The 15,558-nt window shown below is 33.2% G+C and carries 15 protein-coding genes; 2 read left to right on the forward strand and 13 right to left on the reverse strand.

The features are described from left to right. Nucleotides 1-20: 20 nt before the first annotated feature. The 12 genes from THYS13_RS05295 to THYS13_RS14585 all read right to left on the reverse strand — a co-directional run bounded on the left by THYS13_RS05295 (nt 21) and on the right by THYS13_RS14585 (nt 10,880). Nucleotides 21-1,601 carry an alpha-amylase family glycosyl hydrolase gene (locus THYS13_RS05295; RefSeq protein WP_042833469.1) on the reverse strand — a complete coding sequence of 527 codons (1,581 nt, stop codon included), beginning with the start codon at nt 1,599-1,601 and terminating at the stop codon, nt 21-23. Between the two features lie 184 nt (nt 1,602-1,785). Continuing rightward, a complete protein-coding gene (gene yvcK / locus THYS13_RS05300) occupies nt 1,786-2,760 on the reverse strand; it encodes a YvcK family protein (RefSeq protein ID WP_042833470.1) in 975 nt (324 codons plus the stop codon). Between the two features lies 1 nt (nt 2,761). Beyond that, entirely contained in the window at nt 2,762-3,616 is an 855-nt protein-coding gene (gene rapZ, locus THYS13_RS05305; protein ID WP_042833471.1) for an RNase adapter RapZ, read from the reverse strand. Nucleotides 3,617-3,623: 7 nt separating this feature from the next. Then, complete coding sequence (locus THYS13_RS05310; protein ID WP_042833472.1) at nt 3,624-4,355, reverse strand: PHP domain-containing protein; 732 nt, start codon at nt 4,353-4,355, stop codon at nt 3,624-3,626. Between the two features lie 12 nt (nt 4,356-4,367). Continuing rightward, on the reverse strand, nt 4,368-5,273 hold the full coding sequence (gene murB / locus THYS13_RS05315; RefSeq protein WP_042833473.1) for a UDP-N-acetylmuramate dehydrogenase: 906 nt from the start codon (nt 5,271-5,273) through the stop codon (nt 4,368-4,370). Nucleotides 5,274-6,089: 816 nt separating this feature from the next. Beyond that, the gene (locus THYS13_RS05325; RefSeq protein WP_042833475.1) at nt 6,090-6,953 is read right to left on the reverse strand and encodes a patatin-like phospholipase family protein; all 864 of its coding nucleotides are present in this window, start codon (nt 6,951-6,953) and stop codon (nt 6,090-6,092) included. Between the two features lie 15 nt (nt 6,954-6,968). Continuing rightward, on the reverse strand, nt 6,969-7,538 hold the full coding sequence (locus tag THYS13_RS05330; protein WP_042833476.1) for a TetR/AcrR family transcriptional regulator: 570 nt from the start codon (nt 7,536-7,538) through the stop codon (nt 6,969-6,971). Between the two features lie 22 nt (nt 7,539-7,560). Further along, the gene (locus THYS13_RS05335; protein WP_082990396.1) at nt 7,561-7,917 is read right to left on the reverse strand and encodes a phasin family protein; all 357 of its coding nucleotides are present in this window, start codon (nt 7,915-7,917) and stop codon (nt 7,561-7,563) included. Between the two features lie 62 nt (nt 7,918-7,979). Next, on the reverse strand, nt 7,980-8,726 hold the full coding sequence (locus THYS13_RS05340) for a cysteine hydrolase family protein (protein WP_042833478.1): 747 nt from the start codon (nt 8,724-8,726) through the stop codon (nt 7,980-7,982). Nucleotides 8,727-8,779: 53 nt separating this feature from the next. Beyond that, on the reverse strand, nt 8,780-9,205 hold the full coding sequence (locus THYS13_RS05345; RefSeq protein ID WP_042833479.1) for a PaaI family thioesterase: 426 nt from the start codon (nt 9,203-9,205) through the stop codon (nt 8,780-8,782). Nucleotides 9,206-9,271: 66 nt separating this feature from the next. Continuing rightward, nucleotides 9,272-9,820: an undecaprenyl-diphosphatase gene (locus tag THYS13_RS05350; protein WP_042833480.1), complete on the reverse strand. Its 549-nt coding sequence runs from the start codon at nt 9,818-9,820 to the stop codon at nt 9,272-9,274. Nucleotides 9,821-9,926: 106 nt separating this feature from the next. Next, nucleotides 9,927-10,880, reverse strand: coding sequence for an HD-GYP domain-containing protein (locus THYS13_RS14585; RefSeq protein ID WP_235603241.1), 954 nt, complete (start codon nt 10,878-10,880; stop codon nt 9,927-9,929). Nucleotides 10,881-11,060: 180 nt separating this feature from the next. Between THYS13_RS14585 and THYS13_RS05360 the strand changes: the two genes are divergently transcribed. Then, entirely contained in the window at nt 11,061-11,735 is a 675-nt protein-coding gene (locus THYS13_RS05360; RefSeq protein ID WP_042833483.1) for a response regulator transcription factor, read from the forward strand. 1 nt (nt 11,736) lies between these two features. Then, the gene (locus THYS13_RS05365) at nt 11,737-13,113 is read left to right on the forward strand and encodes an ATP-binding protein (protein WP_042833485.1); all 1,377 of its coding nucleotides are present in this window, start codon (nt 11,737-11,739) and stop codon (nt 13,111-13,113) included. Between the two features lie 18 nt (nt 13,114-13,131). Here the strand turns inward: THYS13_RS05365 and THYS13_RS05370 are convergent, their stop codons facing one another. Further along, nucleotides 13,132-15,522, reverse strand: coding sequence for a heavy metal translocating P-type ATPase (locus tag THYS13_RS05370; RefSeq protein WP_042833486.1), 2,391 nt, complete (start codon nt 15,520-15,522; stop codon nt 13,132-13,134). Nucleotides 15,523-15,558: the final 36 nt, after the last annotated feature.

Here is a 15,558-nt window from a genome sequence, read left to right on the forward strand (position 1 = left end):
TTTGGGAAAATCCCAAAATCTTATTTCACTTTTACATTAGTCCATATACTGACACTGTCTTTAGGTAAAGTTATACTTAAAATGTCGTTTTCACTATTTCCTCTTTCAACTTTTAAATTGCCTCCTTTTAATAAACCCTTCAAATAATCACTGTATTTGCCTTTTCGAAGAGAAGTCTCTATATTTTTTACAGTAGTCTCTTCTCCTTTATTTATTGCAACTACAACTATATCTTTGCCATATTGCCTCTCATAGATATAAACATCATTACTAACATACCTTGACACAGTCTTCCCATACTGTAACGCCTGTGTAGCCTTACGCAAGTTTGACAATTCTCTAATTAAAACATAAGCCGTAGTATTCTCATCAAACTTTTCCATCATTGGCCTATTGTAAGGGTCATTTCCGCCATTTGTGTCATTATGCAAATACTGCTCTGTCCCATAATATATAGCCGGTATTCCGCGAGATGTCATTATAAAAGCAATAGCTTCGTGCAATTTGTCCTTATCATCATTGACTGATAAAAACCTCGGCATATCGTGATTGTCTACAAAAGTAACCAACTTATAAGGATTATCATAATCTTTATTTGTCTCTTCAATAGTATCATTCAATCTGTCAAAACCATAACCTTTTTCAAAAACATCTTTTATTGCACTGTTAAGCATAAAATCCAACACAGAAAAACCACTTGTATTAGCAAATTGAATATTATAACCGTACAAAGGATCAGTGGGACCGTTTAACATCCACTCGCCAAAAAGAATAGCATCTTTATTAACGCCGTATATGGTATCAGCAAAACTTTTTACCCATTCCATAGGCATATGCTTTACTGCATCTAGCCTTACCCCATCAATCCCATGGCTAAACCATAACTTGATAGAATCCTTTAAATACTTGTCAACAATAGGATTACTTTGATCAAGGTCTGCAAGGTCAAACAAATTTTTATCCTGCAAGTCCTTTAAATTATTCCAGTTGGTAATTCCACCATTATGATGAAAAAGTTTATTGACATCATTGCTATAAGTTCCCAATAAATTACCATCGTCATAAAGTGCACCGTTTTCAGCAAAGTCAGGATTGTTTTTATCTGCAGGACTTGTATGATTTGGAGCAAAATCTAGTATAACTTTTATTCCATTAGCATGAGCAGTCTTTACAAAATTGTCAAAGTCCTCCCATGAACCAAAATGTTCTTCTACTCTTTTAAAGTCCCTTGCCCAATATCCGTGATAAGGTGCATTTATTTCGCCATTATATATTGCTGGTTTGTTGATGTTGTCTACAACAGGAGAAATCCAAATAGCTGTTACTCCCATCCCTTTTATATAAGGAATTTTTTCTGTCAAACCTTTTAAATCTCCACCCCAATACATCCTCCAATTGGTATAAGTTGGATCAAACATACCTTTACTTATTTTTGGATCATCATTAGACTTATCCCCATTGTAAAACCTATCTATCATAACCTGATATATTACATCTGACTTAGGAGTAATATTAGAACTGGTATCTTTACTACCGCAACTGGTCAGCAATAAAGAAAAGAATAAAATTATTGCCGCAAATAGTTTTACATTCTTTCTCATCACTTTCCCCCTTACAAATAATTGCTAATATATTACAGCAATCGCTTTCTTGAAATGTATTTTTTAAAAGCGCCCAATTGCAACAGTGTTGCAATCGCTTGCGCTTGCTTTCAATATTATTGTATATCTTACTTTAACAAATGTCAATATGTTTTTTTGTACAACATAGACTAAAATTCGTCGTTTACTTAAGCAGGCTTACAATTACTTCTGCAAGCTTTTGCTCATCGTGCCTTATAAATTCATTTTTTAAAGCTACTAAATTTTCTTCTACCACTTTAATTCCCATACTCTCTAACTGATTTTTATCGTATTCAACAGGTTGTGACATGTCTTTTATATAGCGCTCCATATAATCATGGGGAATTTCGCCATTGTTGACAATAATGTAATCTAGAGATTTAAGCCCATGTTCAAAAAGAGCCTTCACATGGTCACAAGCAGTATAGCCCAAAGTCTCTCCTGGCTGTGTCATGATATTGCAAACATAAACTTTAACCGCTCTGGAAGCTTCAATGGCGTCACCTACTCCATCTACCAAAAGATTAGGGATTACACTCGTATATAAACTTCCGGGACCCAATACAATGACATCAGCATTTAATATATCCACTAGCACTTCTTCAAAAGGCTCTGCATGAGAAGGTTCAATATATATCCTTTTTATATTACTGTTTTCTTTTTGCTGTACAACAGGAATTTGCGATTCCCCTTTAATGATAATTCCATTTTCAAGCTCTGCTACAAGCCTTACATCATCAAGAGTTACAGGAATAACTTTCCCTGATACAGCAAGCACATCACTCATCTTTTTTACAGCTTCTTCAAAATTTTTAGAAATGCCTATCATGGCTGCCAAAAACAAATTCCCAAAATTTTGCCCTTTTAGCATTCCCTCAGTAAACCTGTACTGCAAAAGTTGTTCCATCGTAGGCTCTGTGTTTGCCAAAGCCAGTATACAATTTCGGATATCTCCAGGCGGCAGTATACCTAAATCCTGTCTTAGGATTCCTGAGCCACCGCCATCATCTGTTACTGTAACTACCGCAGTAATATTAGTTGTATAAAGTTTTAATCCTCTTAGCATGGTAGAAAGCCCTGTACCTCCGCCAATAGCAACAATACGAGGTCCCCCTTTAGTATTATTCTTCGTAAACATATTACTCCTCTCCTATATCTCTATGGTGCAAAATAACAGAATAATCTTCTTTTTTTAGAAACTCAAAAAGGGCATTTGCAATAGTAACAGACCTATGCTTTCCTCCTGTGCATCCAATAGCTATAACGAGTTGAGATTTCCCTTCTCTTATATAATACGGGATTAAAAATTTAATCATGTCCCCTAATTTCTTTAAAAACTCCTTTGCTTCATCCCATTTCATCACGTACTCTTTTACCTTATCATCATTTCCTGTTAAAGGTCTTAATTCTTCAATATAAAAAGGATTAGGCAAAAACCTCACATCAAATACAAGGTCAGCATCAAGAGGTATTCCGTATTTATATCCAAAAGACATAATATCTATTATGATTCCTTTAAACTTTTTCCCTTTTAAAAAGATATTAGACAATTCCTCTTTTAACTGAGAAGATGTTAAATTAGAAGTATCTATTATGCTATTGGCAATTTTCCTTATTTCTGCAAGTCTCTTTCTTTCCTCATTTATTCCATCAACTATTCTACCTTCTTCAGAAAGAGGATGTTTTCTTCTGGTTTCTTTAAACCTCTTTATCAAAACCTCGTCAGAAGCTTCCAAAAAAACTATTTCATAATCGTAGTTATTTTTTTCCAAAAATTCAAGGCTAGAATAGATGTCCTCAAAAAACTGACCACCTCTTAAATCCATACCAAGGGCTACCTTATCAACATTTTTTGAGTGATAAAAAAGGTCAGCAAGTTTTGGAAGAAGAGCAGGCGGAAAATTGTCTATACAAAAAAAGCCCATATCCTCCATAGCCTTCAATGCCTGTGTTTTTCCAGCACCAGAAAGGCCTGTTATTATTACAAACCTCATAAAAATATCACCCCTTTGCGTTTATTATATCTTCTTCTGTTAGTCCCGCTTTTTTTGCAATTTCTATTCCTCTTTCAAAGTTTCCTACTCTAAAAGGTGTATGGGCATCACTGTTTATTACAAATTTGCATCCCTCTTTTTTAGCTATCTTTACATATTCAACTGTCATATAACCGTGACTTGAATTAATTTCAAGAGATGTTCCTCTCTCTTTTGCTGCTTTTGCAATCTTTTGTGTATCAATATCTACTTTAGCTCCCGGATGTGTTATTATGTCTATTTTGTATTTCTTTATTGCATTGATCATTGCATCAGTATTTTTTTCTCTCATCTCTTCCCTCAAGGAAATAAAATATTTACTTGCCATGTTCTTACCAAAAAGCTGTAAAGCACTTCTAAAGTTTCTAGGCATAACTCCTTCATGATATCCCATAAGCAAAATATCTAGATATTTCATAAGTTCATCTGGAACATCAATATCTCCTTCTAAGCTGATTAAATTAGCTTCTACTCCCATCAGCACTTTAATTTGAGGATATTTTTCATTAATCTTATCTATTTCTTCTCTCATTTTTTTAAAATCTCCTTTTCTTAAGCCATAAAATACATGAGCTGGTCCATGGTCAGTGATTGCAATCTCATCAAGCCCAATTTCTATCGCCCTTTTTACATTATCTTCTATTGTGCCTTTCCCATGACTGTATACCGTATGAGTGTGATAATCAGCAAAAATTTTCATTTGTCAAATCACCTATTTCTCTCCTATTATTTTTATTTCTGGTACAAGTTCCACTCCAAACTTTTCTTTTACCACTTTTTGTATATGCTCAATCAAATTTAAAACATCGTAAAAAGTTGCATTGCCAGTATTTATAATAAATCCCGAATGTTTTTCAGAAACTTTAGCTCCTCCAATTGAATAGCCTTTAAGTCCTGCTTCTTCAATCAACTTTCCAGCATAATATCCAGGAGGCCTTTTAAAAGTACTTCCAGCACTTGGATATTCTAGAGGCTGTCTTTCCCTTCTTTTTGCATTTAGTTCCTCCATTTTGCTTTTTATATCTTCGTATTTCCCTTTTGTTAAACTAAGCCATGCTTTTAAAACAATCCAATCCTTTTCCTGAATAATACTATGTCTATAGGAAAATTTCATTTCTTCGTTTGACAAAATCAATATACTGCCTTCTCCATCTAAAACCTCTACCTTTTCTACCACGTTCTTCATTTCAGGCCCATAAGCCCCTGCGTTCATCACTATTGCTCCACCTAAAGTGCCAGGAATCCCGCTAGCAAATTCAAATCCTGCAAGTTCATGTACAAGTGCTACATTGGCAATATAGGAAAGAGGCGCTCCTGCTTCAGCGATTATCCTATTACTTTCTACGATTACATTTCTCAAAGAGGATAATTTTATTACAGCCCCTCTAATACCCTTTTCACTTACTAATAGATTAGTGCCATTTCCCAGTATAAAAAGGGGGATTTTTTCTCCTTTAAACAAAGATATGACTTCTAATAATTCCTTACGATTACTTGGTACAACCAACAAATCTGCAGGTCCACCTATTTTAAAAGAAGTGTGTCTTTTCATGGGTTCGTTTAAATACAATTTCCCTTCTTTTAAAATATCTTTCAATTTGTCAACTATCTCAATCACTGTACCACTCCTCAAAATTTAAAGTTTAACTACCCCATCTATAGTCTATCTATAACATATTGTTTTCATTCCAAAATGAAACTTTACATGCAATTTTATAATATCACTTTTTTTTTACAAAATAAATAGAGGGGATAACCCCTCCTTTATGCATTGTAACAAACTTTAAATCTTTTGCTTATGCAACCTTCCGAATCATACATGCTCACAACAGCTGTACACTTTTTTATTTTTATCTCGCAATTGCAATCCCTGCAAAAATATAGGTTATTCCCTATTTTGCCCACATTGGTACTTTTGCAATTTGGGCATTCCACAGCAATCACCTCTTCATCAGCTGCTTACACTCTAAAACTATCAAAAGGAAACATTACACCTCCTGTAATTAGTTTTATTCCAGTCTAAGCAGCTTTTGATTTGTGCATTAAATAATCTCAAAATTTTGAATATTTTATGCACCCGTTAAGATTTTTTCAATTCCAATTTTTATTATACCACAAGGGAAGAAATCGGATATAGCTTGAAATTTCCTTATATCTTCTAATATTTTGAATTTTTCCTTATATTTATTCAGTATTTCTCCCTTTAACAAAAAAAATATCCGTTTTTCTATGCTTTTTGCTAAAACATAGCGCATATAATTATATGAGGTGTTTCATATAATAAAAAAACACTTTTGATGGCAGAATCTTAACAATTGAAAACAAAAAACTAACGTTAAAAGTCAAATTTATTGTAGTAAATACTACGCTTGAAATTTATTTAGACATTGAGGAGAAAGTACCCTTAGAATGAACAAACATAAAATTGTTTGCCTTACATTTCTAAGTCCCTCTTTATTCTCCCAACAATAAAATTGGCAGCTTCAAATCCTATACTTATACATTTTTCTGCCTGGTCAAATCTATACCAGCGTATGTTATCGACATTGGGTTTTATTGTATAAACTTTCTTATTCCCCTCTATTTTTTCAAGATTCTTATTAGAATTGTCTTTTAACAATTTAATAGCGGTCGTTGTAATAGATATGATTTCAGGTAAAGGTCTTTTTATATTAAAATACTTTTTTATTGGCAGCACTTTCTCACTATTAGCTAAAGAATAAAAAAACCTTTCGAAAAAGCCCATATCAATGCTTGAACTTACATCGCAATTTATAATTATGTCTGCTCCCAAGCTAGCTGCTAATTTTATTGCCTCAGAATCAACAATTGACCCATCAACTAACTTGGTTCCATTGTACTCCACAGGTTCAAAAAAGACGGGGACAGAAATGCTTGCCCTTATAGCTTTTATTAAGTCTCCCTCTTTAAATACTACTCCCTTTCCTGTTTGAATATCAGTAGCCACAATATATAGAGGAATATTAAGTTTCTCAAAACTTTCTTTTACATAACTTTGCAAATATTTCTCTATTTTTTCACCTTTTACTAAGCCAGTTCGTGAGGTTTTAAAATCCAATAAGCTTAAAAATTTTGATATATTAATCTTTTTTGAGTCACTTATAAGTTTGTCTACATTATGTCCTGAAGCATAGATTGCTCCTATTATCGCTCCCATACTTATGCCTATTATAAAATCAATAGGAATATTTTCTTCTTCAAATCTTTTTAGTATACCTAAGTGAGCATATCCTCTTGCTGCTCCACCGCCCAGTATAAGTCCTACTTTTGGTCTCATTTCCCATCACCATTTCTACTCAAAAATAACTTGTATGGTATTTAACGCATCCAAAATTTCATTTTCATTAGAATCTAAAATCACTTGAATTCCCGTACCAAACATTGCACCAAGTATCATCCTCGCCACCACTCGTGTAGAATAATTTTTAAAATTCTCTCCTAAAGCACTATTACTTAAAATTTTTTCTTCAATCATTTTAGATAAGTCATTAAATAACTCCTTTAATAAATTATTAAAAGAAGAGGACCACATAGCTAAACCTGTAAAATCATACAACAGTTTAAAGAGTCCTGGATTATTTTTTAAAAGGTCTTTAAAAAAATTCACTAAGGATAGCATCTTATCTTTTGCAGTTTCTCCCATACTCAAAGCTTCATTTATTTCTTTTAAATATTTATCTATCATCATCTTTATTACCTCTGTAAAAAGCCCTTCCTTACTGCCAAAATAATAATGCAATTGGCTTAATACAACACCAGCTTCCTCTGCAATATCTCTCAAGGAAACATTAGCATATCCTTTCGTTGAAATACACTTATATGCAGCATTTAATATTCTTTGCGATTGGTTTCTTCCTTCCATATTGTATTACTCCTTTTTAAGTTTATTTATCATTTTGCATTTCCTCCAGCACTTTTTTAATTTCTTCGCGAACAATATTTCTTATATCTTCTTTGCTAGAAATATATTCCTTTTTGGCAATATTCATGTAGCCTAACGTTTCAGCAACTGCGCCTTTAATCATTTTTCTCAATTCTTCCTTCTGTTCTTCACCTTTTTTTACCAGGTCTTTTACCATTTTTTGTGCATCTTCTTTTGCAACTTCTCCTCTATCTACAAGTTCTTCTACTATTTTTTCTATTTTCTCTCGCGATAATGCAAATAATCCCAAACCAAAATTGATAGATTTTTCAAGCAAACTTGTCATATGTATAACCCCTTTCAAAATTAATTCGGACATCCGTCCTAATATCTCTATTAACATTATATACTAAAATTTCCTAAAGTCAATATGGAATTTTATTACTCCTCAAGAAGCTCTTTTACAACTTCTATACCGTTTAATTTCATGTGATACAAAAACATGGTATGTATCAAATTGCCATCATGAGGCATTATCTTGAGGGACTCGGCAGTTTTTACAGATGTATCATAGGTTTCAACGCAATTTTCCGGTACAATTACATTTACTTTAAGATTATTGGCATTTGCAATCATTTTTATAGACATAGCCGTCTGGTAAACGCATAAATCAGTGCAATCTCCTACAACAATAAAAGTAGATTTTCCTTCCTTTATCATTTCAACAACTTCCTTTAAAAACTCTTTCCCGCCTTCTAATTCCCCACCAAAAAATACATTTAACGAATTTTTCTCTACAATCACAGGTTCTCCTTCAACTACTTCTTTTAATTCGTTAACAATTTCACTTTCAAAAGTGTCTTTTACACAGTGAGGTGGAAATTCTTCAAATTCAACTGCATCTGAAGGATGAGCGTCATTTAAAAAGAACACATTTTTTATACCCATTCTGTAGCAGGCCTTTAATAAATTTTTTATAGGTTCTATTATCCCTGCAACTCTTGGACTAGCCAATGGACCGCTTTTACAAAAACCATTTATCATATCTACAACCAAAACTGAAACCTTATCCTCTCCACCAGCATTGTATATTACACTGCTTAAACTTTTTTCTTCAAGGTTGCTATAAAAGTCAAAAAGGTAATTTAAAAATGGCCTTGTGTTATACAAAAAGCTATCAAAATTCATAAAAAATTCCCCCTCTAATCAACTCTTTTGCCAAAATTATACCACAAAAATACTTAATCCAGTACATTGAAAAAAGTTTCTCTTGCCACAGCCAAAAGTCTCCCCTCTTCTGTGTAAGCCTCACAAACTGCCACAGTAGTTTTACTCCCCGCATGAACTATTTTTCCAATCGCCTTTACTTTGTCAACCAAATTTGCAGGTGAAACATAATTTATATTCATTTCAAGAGTCACCACTTGCTTTCCAACTGTGCGAGCTGCCATACCCATTGTAATATCCATCAAAGAAAAAAGCACGCCTCCATGAGCAATGCCAAGAGGATTTAAGTGTTTTTCTCCAATTTCCATTTTTGTAACAGCATAACCCTTCCCTAATTCTGCTACATGTACCCCTATTAATTGATGAAAATTAGTACTCTTATTTATTTTTAAAAGTTCTTCAAAAAGTTTTTCATCTATTCCACCATTTATTGCTTTCACATTCCCACCCTCCTTATAAGCTGTCGTTATTATTATAGCATAAAAAACACAGGACTTTTCCTGTGTTTATGCAAATATTTCATGCCATATTTTTATAATATACCCTTCAACAGGACTAAGTATTCCTTCAAGTCCTCTTAAAATTTTACTGCTTATAAATCCTATTATAAAGCCGGCTATGATATCCAGTGGATAATGTACTCCCACATATATTCTTGCAAATAAAAGTAATAGAGTTAAAACCATCATTATACTGCCAATAATTTTGTCATACATAATCTCTGTAAAAGATAAAGCAGAACCTCCTGACGCATGGTCACTCGGAAAAGAAGCATCTGCAGGATGTTTTACCAAAAGATTGACTTTGTGATGCACAAAAGGTCTGGGTTCAAAATAGACGGTAGAAATTATTAAATTTAAACCTAGTGCAATAATAGCTGCAAAAAAGGCGTTCATAGAAGTCTTTTTACCCTTATCACCGCCTATAAACCACTGAACCAACATAAGCATCCCATACAAAATTGGAGAATACACAGCAATAAAAGTCATAATCTTGTCCAAAAAAATATTATGGCCTGCTAAGCCATTTATCATGTGAAAAAGTGTCAAATTCATATTTCTTCACCTCATGAAATATTATATAGGTGAAGCCTTAAAGGAAAATTAGATTTTCATTAAAAACAAATTAAAAAATTATAATTGATTATGTATTAATGTTAAATTAATAGTCAATACCTAAATCTTCTATTATAGATATAAACGCATCAACAATTTTAGGATCAAACTGTGTTCCCGCATTTTTTTTCAATTCTTCAATAGCTTGAGCCATTGTAAATGAATCTCTGTAAGGCCTTTTAGAAGTCATGGCATCAAAAGCATCAGCCACGGCTATTATTCGTGAACCTAAAGGTATCTTCTCACCTTTTAATCCATCAGGATATCCTTTGCCATCATATTTTTCGTGATGATGACGTATTATCTTTGCTATATTTTCCATAACCTTCATTTTATTTATAATCTCATAACTCATAACCGGATGATCCATTATTTCAGCAAATTCTTGATCTGTAAGTTTTCCTGGTTTGTTTAACACCTCATCTCTTATGCCAATTTTCCCTATGTCATGAAGTTTTGCTGCCGTGATTATATCTTCCGCTTCTTTCCCTTTAATTCCCATTTTATAAACAATTTGTGTTACAAGTTTACAAACCCTTTGAGAATGTCCTTGTGTATACACATCCTTTGCTTCTAACGCAGAAATCAATGCATTTTCCATGTCTTTTAGATTTTCATTTGTTTCCTTGATTAAATCTCTAAGTCTCTCTGCCTGTAATTTAAAGTAACTGATAGATATGGATACAAAATAATACACTGGAACAGATATCAGAAAAGTTATAAATAGTATATAAGATTTTTCAGTTAAATATATTTCTAAAAACTCTCCTATACTTATTAGCGTAGGAATAATTAAGCTGCGTTTCAAATCATACATTAGAGCAGAAATTACAAGAGGAATATACAAAAGTCGAGTATAGGCGTAAAAATATATAGTGTTTATGTTTCGGGAAGTATAAAATATAATTCCAATCATTATAAGTAACAATATAAAAATTAGAATGTCTGTAAATTTTTTGTTTTCTAAAAGACAAAAATTTTTACTTTTAAATCTCTCCATAACTCTCCTCTCCTCTAAAACTACAAAAAATTTGCTTTTTCGCCAATTTTCTTGCTTATTCTACGAATATTGTATATTTATAAATTTTTATTGTCAACAATCGACTATAGTCAAATTTTAATGAATTTTTAACACTATTTTGATATAATAAGCTAAGAATTGTAAAGGGGTGGAAAACTTATGAGAATTCTCATTGTAGATGATGAAGAAAATTTAGTAAATGCTTTATATAAAGCTTTAAAAGAAGAAGGATATAGTGTAGATATTGCACAAGATGGTTTAGAAGGGTTAGAATATGCCAAAATGAATGTCTATGATGTAATAATTTTAGACATAATGCTTCCAGGAATGGATGGCATTAAAATTTTAGAGAATTTAAGAAATGAAGGTATTAACACTCCTGTACTGATGCTTACAGCGAAAGATGCTACAGAAGATAAAGTAAAAGGTCTTGATACAGGAGCTGACGATTACATGACAAAACCTTTTGAGTTATGTGAGTTAATGGCAAGAATTCGCGCCCTTTTAAGGAGAGAAGCTCCTACTAAAAGCCCTATTTTAAAGCTTGCCGATTTAGAATTAAATACTTTGACACGCCAAGTCAAAAGAGGAGACAAAGAAATAACTCTCACAAGCAAAGAATTTGCCCTTTTAGAATATATGATGAGAAATGCAGGGAGAGTTTTAACCCGCACCCAAATAGCCGACCATATATGGGACTATGAATTTGACGGCTTTTCCAATATTATCGACGTATACATACGCTATCTCAGAAAAAAAATTGACGATGATTTTGAAAACAAACTCATTCATACGATAAGAGGTAGCGGATATTGTTTAAAGGAGTCTAAGTAAAATGAAAAAAATTTATTTTCCATTAAAACTAAAATTGACATTATGGTATGTGCTGCTATTAACTATTGTAATAACAATATTTAGTGTCGTAACCTATTTAAGTCTGGAAAAAATGATAATTATAAATGAAGATACAATACTTAAAACACAAGTTCAACAAATATCATCAGTACTTGATATAGAAAATGGAAAAATTAAATCTGGCGACGAACCTTTTTATGCCAACACAGATTTTTACGGAGCTCTTTATTCTTATCCAGACTTAAAACTAATAGAATCCAATATTCCTTCAAAAATTCTTAGCCAATATACTACAAACACTGATTTCATAGGCAAATACCAAACTGTTACATCACCTAAAGGAAAACTTAGGATGTATTCTGCTCCTGTATATTATGACAGTAAAATAATAGGAATAATTGTAATAGCTCAATCGTTAAATTTAATGGATATAGCAATGAAAAATCTGTTTGGCATCTTCACCATTATAATTCCAATTTTAATTGGTATTGCAATTTTAGGCGGGATTATTATTTCAAACAAAGCATTAAAACCAATTAGTCACATGACTAAAGTTGCAAGAGAAATAAGTGTTGGTGACCTATCTAAAAGACTTAACCTACCTTACACTAATGACGAAATAGGAAATCTTGCCCAAACCTTTGACATGATGATTGAAAAACTTGAAAACTCTTTTAAAAGGCAAAAACAATTTACCCATGACGCCTCCCATGAACTTAGAACTCCTATTGCTGTAATACAAACCCAAGCAGAATCAGCATTAAATGGCACAGGCACAAAGGAAGAATATAAAAAAGCTTTACAAGTAATACTTGAGGAAGCAAAACACATGTCAAAACTTGTTCACGATTTATTATTCCTTGCCAGAAGTGACTCTAATGCAGAAAAATTGACTATAGAAAATTTAAATTTCAGCGAATTAATAGAAGGAATTGTAAATGAACTTGCCCCTCTTGCTGAAAATAATGGCTTAACATTAAAAATTATAAAAAATGATTCTTCCTACATTATGGGAGATCAAACAAGAATAATTCAACTTTTTTATAACTTAATAGACAATGCCATCAAATATACACCAGCTGGTGGAAAAGTAGAGATAAGTGTAGAAAATTCAGGAAAATTTATCAAGACCTCTATCAAAGATACAGGAATAGGAATACCTGAAGAGCATCTACCCCATATTTTTGAAAGGTTCTATAGAGTTGACAAAGCAAGGACAAGAAAAAGCGGAGGAAGTGGATTAGGGCTTTCTATCTGCCAGTGGATTATAAACGCCCACGGCGGAAAAATCCAAGTCGAAAGCTGTGAAGGCAAAGGAACGACTTTTGTAGTATGGCTTCCTACCTTAAAAAAATGAGTTTGGACAATTCCAAACTCATGCCCTAAACCTTCTCAATCTTAAAGCATTTGTTACAACTGACACTGAGCTAAATGCCATTGCCCCTCCTGCTATAGCTGGAGTCAAAAATCCCATCGCAGCAAATGGTATGCCGATTGTATTGTATAAAAAAGCCCAGAATAAATTTTGATATATATTTCTCATGGTAGCTTTGCTTAATTTTATAGCGGTCACAATACCCATAAGATTTCCACTTAAAAGCGTTATATCTGAAGTTTCTATCGCCACATCTGTACCTGTACCTATCGCTATGCCAACATCCGCAGTAGCTAAAGCAGGAGCATCATTAATACCATCTCCCACCATTGCAACTACTTTTCCCATTTTTTGAAGCTTCATAATCTCTAAAGCCTTATGTTCTGGCAATACTTCTGCTAGAACATTTTTTATACCAACTTGTTTTGCTATTGCCTCAGCAGTCCTTTTATTATCTCCCGTAATCATGTATACTTCAATACCCATAGCCTGTAACTTTTGAATTGCTTTTGCCGAGTCACTCTTTACAGTATCTGCAACAGCTATAATGCCATAAACTCTGTCGTGAGATGCCAATATCATTGCTGTTTTTCCTTGTGATTCTAGTTCTTCAACCTTATCTTCAATTGACGTTATATCAATATTTTGTCTATCCATGAGCCTTCTATTGCCAATATAAAACTCTTTTTCATTTATCATAATGCATATACCGTAGCCTGGTATAGCCTCAAATTTCTCAGGGTCTTCCAATATTTTGAATTTTTCTTTTGCTTTATTGACAATTGCTTGTCCTAATGGATGCTCAGAATTTTTTTCCGCAATTCCCGCAATTTTCAAAATCTCATCTTCGGTAAAATCTCCAAGAGCTACTATGTCTGTAACTTCCGGTTCTCCTTTTGTTATCGTCCCAGTCTTATCAAGCACTATTGTCGTGATTTTTCCTGCCCTCTGCAGATGCTCTCCTCCTTTTATGAGTATACCATTTTCTGCTCCTTTTCCTGTCCCTACCATCACAGAGGTCGGAACTGCAAGTCCAAGGGCACACGGGCAGGCTATTACAAGTACTGATACTGCATTTATTATGCCCCCATTAAAATCTCCATACCCAAAATACCAAATTAAAAAGGTGGTAGCAGCTATACCCATAACTGTGGGTACAAAAATACCAGAGATTTTATCAGCAATTTGTTGAATTGGCGCTTTGGAACCTTGGGCGTCTTCTACCATTTTAATAATTTGCGATAGTACCGTATCTTTACCCACTTTTGTCGCTTCAAATTTAAACGTTCCTGTTTTATTTATCGTAGCACCAATTACTTCATCACCAACACCTTTTTCTACAGGAATAGATTCACCAGTTATCATAGATTCATCTATTGTAGAACTACCCTCAACTATTTTACCATCAACTGGTATTTTTTCACCCGGCCTTACAACAACGATATCCCCAACTTTGACTTCTTCAATAGGTATATCTAATTCTTGCCCATCCCTTATCACTCTTGCGGTCTTTGCTTGTAGTCCCATAAGGTTTTTTATTGCTTCAGATGTTTTCCCCTTGGCTGTAGCTTCAAGCAGTTTACCCAATGTTACAAGCGTTATAATAACTGCTGATGCCTCAAAATACAAGTAATTGTGTATCTTATGAGAGGGTTTGGTAAATACATTGTACAAACTATAAAAATACGCTGCAGATGTTCCCATAGCTACCAAAGTATCCATATTTGCCGTCATATTTTTTAAATTGTTCCACGCACCCTTATAATATCTAAAACCTACGATAAACTGAACAGGTGAAGATAAAAATACCTGTAACCACGGATTATCAAGTATTCCTCCTGAAATTTTAAAAATTCTAAAAACCATTGATATTACTAACGGCACAGTTAAAATCGCTGAATATATTACAAGTTTCCTTAATGTATTTATTTCTTTCTCCTTTATCTCTTTTTCTGTGTCAATACCTACTCCAGTCTTTTCTTTTGCATCATATCCTATATCTTTTATCGCTTTAATCATTTTTTCTGTATCAATTTCATTTGAATCATATTCGACAATTGCTGTCTCAGTCGCAAAATTAACTGATGCATTGCTTACACCAGGCAGGTTTTTTAAGGTTTTTTCGATTTTGGCAGCGCAGGATGCGCAGGACATACCCATAAGTGCAAGCTCTACTTTATCTTTTATTACACCATATCCTATATCTTCTATTTTTTTCTCCATATCGCATATATTAATTTTATCTGGATCATATATAACTGTTGCTTTTTCAACAGCAAGATTTACATTTGCGTCTAAAACTCCATCTAAGCTTTTAAGCCCTTTTTCTATTTTGGTTGCACAAGCTGCACAAGACATCCCTGTTATTTTTAAATTAGCTTTTTCGGCCATATTTTCATCTCCTCTTCATTCTCTCAGTATTTTTAT

Source organism: Thermoanaerobacter sp. YS13, from assembly GCF_000806225.2.
Lineage (GTDB): Bacteria > Bacillota > Thermoanaerobacteria > Thermoanaerobacterales > Thermoanaerobacteraceae > Thermoanaerobacter > Thermoanaerobacter uzonensis.

Excerpts from the sequence above, each read along its gene's own strand:
- THYS13_RS05325 (WP_042833475.1), bottom strand. The coding sequence starts at position 6,953 with ATGAGACCAAAAGTAGGACTTATACTGGGCGGTGGAGCAGCAAGAGGA.
- rapZ (WP_042833471.1), bottom strand. The coding sequence starts at position 3,616 with ATGAGGTTTGTAATAATAACAGGCCTTTCTGGTGCTGGAAAAACACAG.
- THYS13_RS05310 (WP_042833472.1), bottom strand. The coding sequence starts at position 4,355 with ATGAAAATTTTTGCTGATTATCACACTCATACGGTATACAGTCATGGG.
- THYS13_RS05365 (WP_042833485.1), top strand. The coding sequence starts at position 11,737 with ATGAAAAAAATTTATTTTCCATTAAAACTAAAATTGACATTATGGTAT.
- THYS13_RS05340 (WP_042833478.1), bottom strand. The coding sequence starts at position 8,726 with ATGAATTTTGATAGCTTTTTGTATAACACAAGGCCATTTTTAAATTAC.
- THYS13_RS05370 (WP_042833486.1), bottom strand. The coding sequence starts at position 15,522 with ATGGCCGAAAAAGCTAATTTAAAAATAACAGGGATGTCTTGTGCAGCT.
- THYS13_RS05350 (WP_042833480.1), bottom strand. The coding sequence starts at position 9,820 with ATGAATTTGACACTTTTTCACATGATAAATGGCTTAGCAGGCCATAAT.
- THYS13_RS14585 (WP_235603241.1), bottom strand. The coding sequence starts at position 10,880 with ATGGAGAGATTTAAAAGTAAAAATTTTTGTCTTTTAGAAAACAAAAAA.
- THYS13_RS05335 (WP_082990396.1), bottom strand. The coding sequence starts at position 7,917 with ATGTCCGAATTAATTTTGAAAGGGGTTATACATATGACAAGTTTGCTT.
- THYS13_RS05295 (WP_042833469.1), bottom strand. The coding sequence starts at position 1,601 with ATGAGAAAGAATGTAAAACTATTTGCGGCAATAATTTTATTCTTTTCT.
- THYS13_RS05330 (WP_042833476.1), bottom strand. The coding sequence starts at position 7,538 with ATGGAAGGAAGAAACCAATCGCAAAGAATATTAAATGCTGCATATAAG.
- yvcK (WP_042833470.1), bottom strand. The coding sequence starts at position 2,760 with ATGTTTACGAAGAATAATACTAAAGGGGGACCTCGTATTGTTGCTATT.
- THYS13_RS05360 (WP_042833483.1), top strand. The coding sequence starts at position 11,061 with ATGAGAATTCTCATTGTAGATGATGAAGAAAATTTAGTAAATGCTTTA.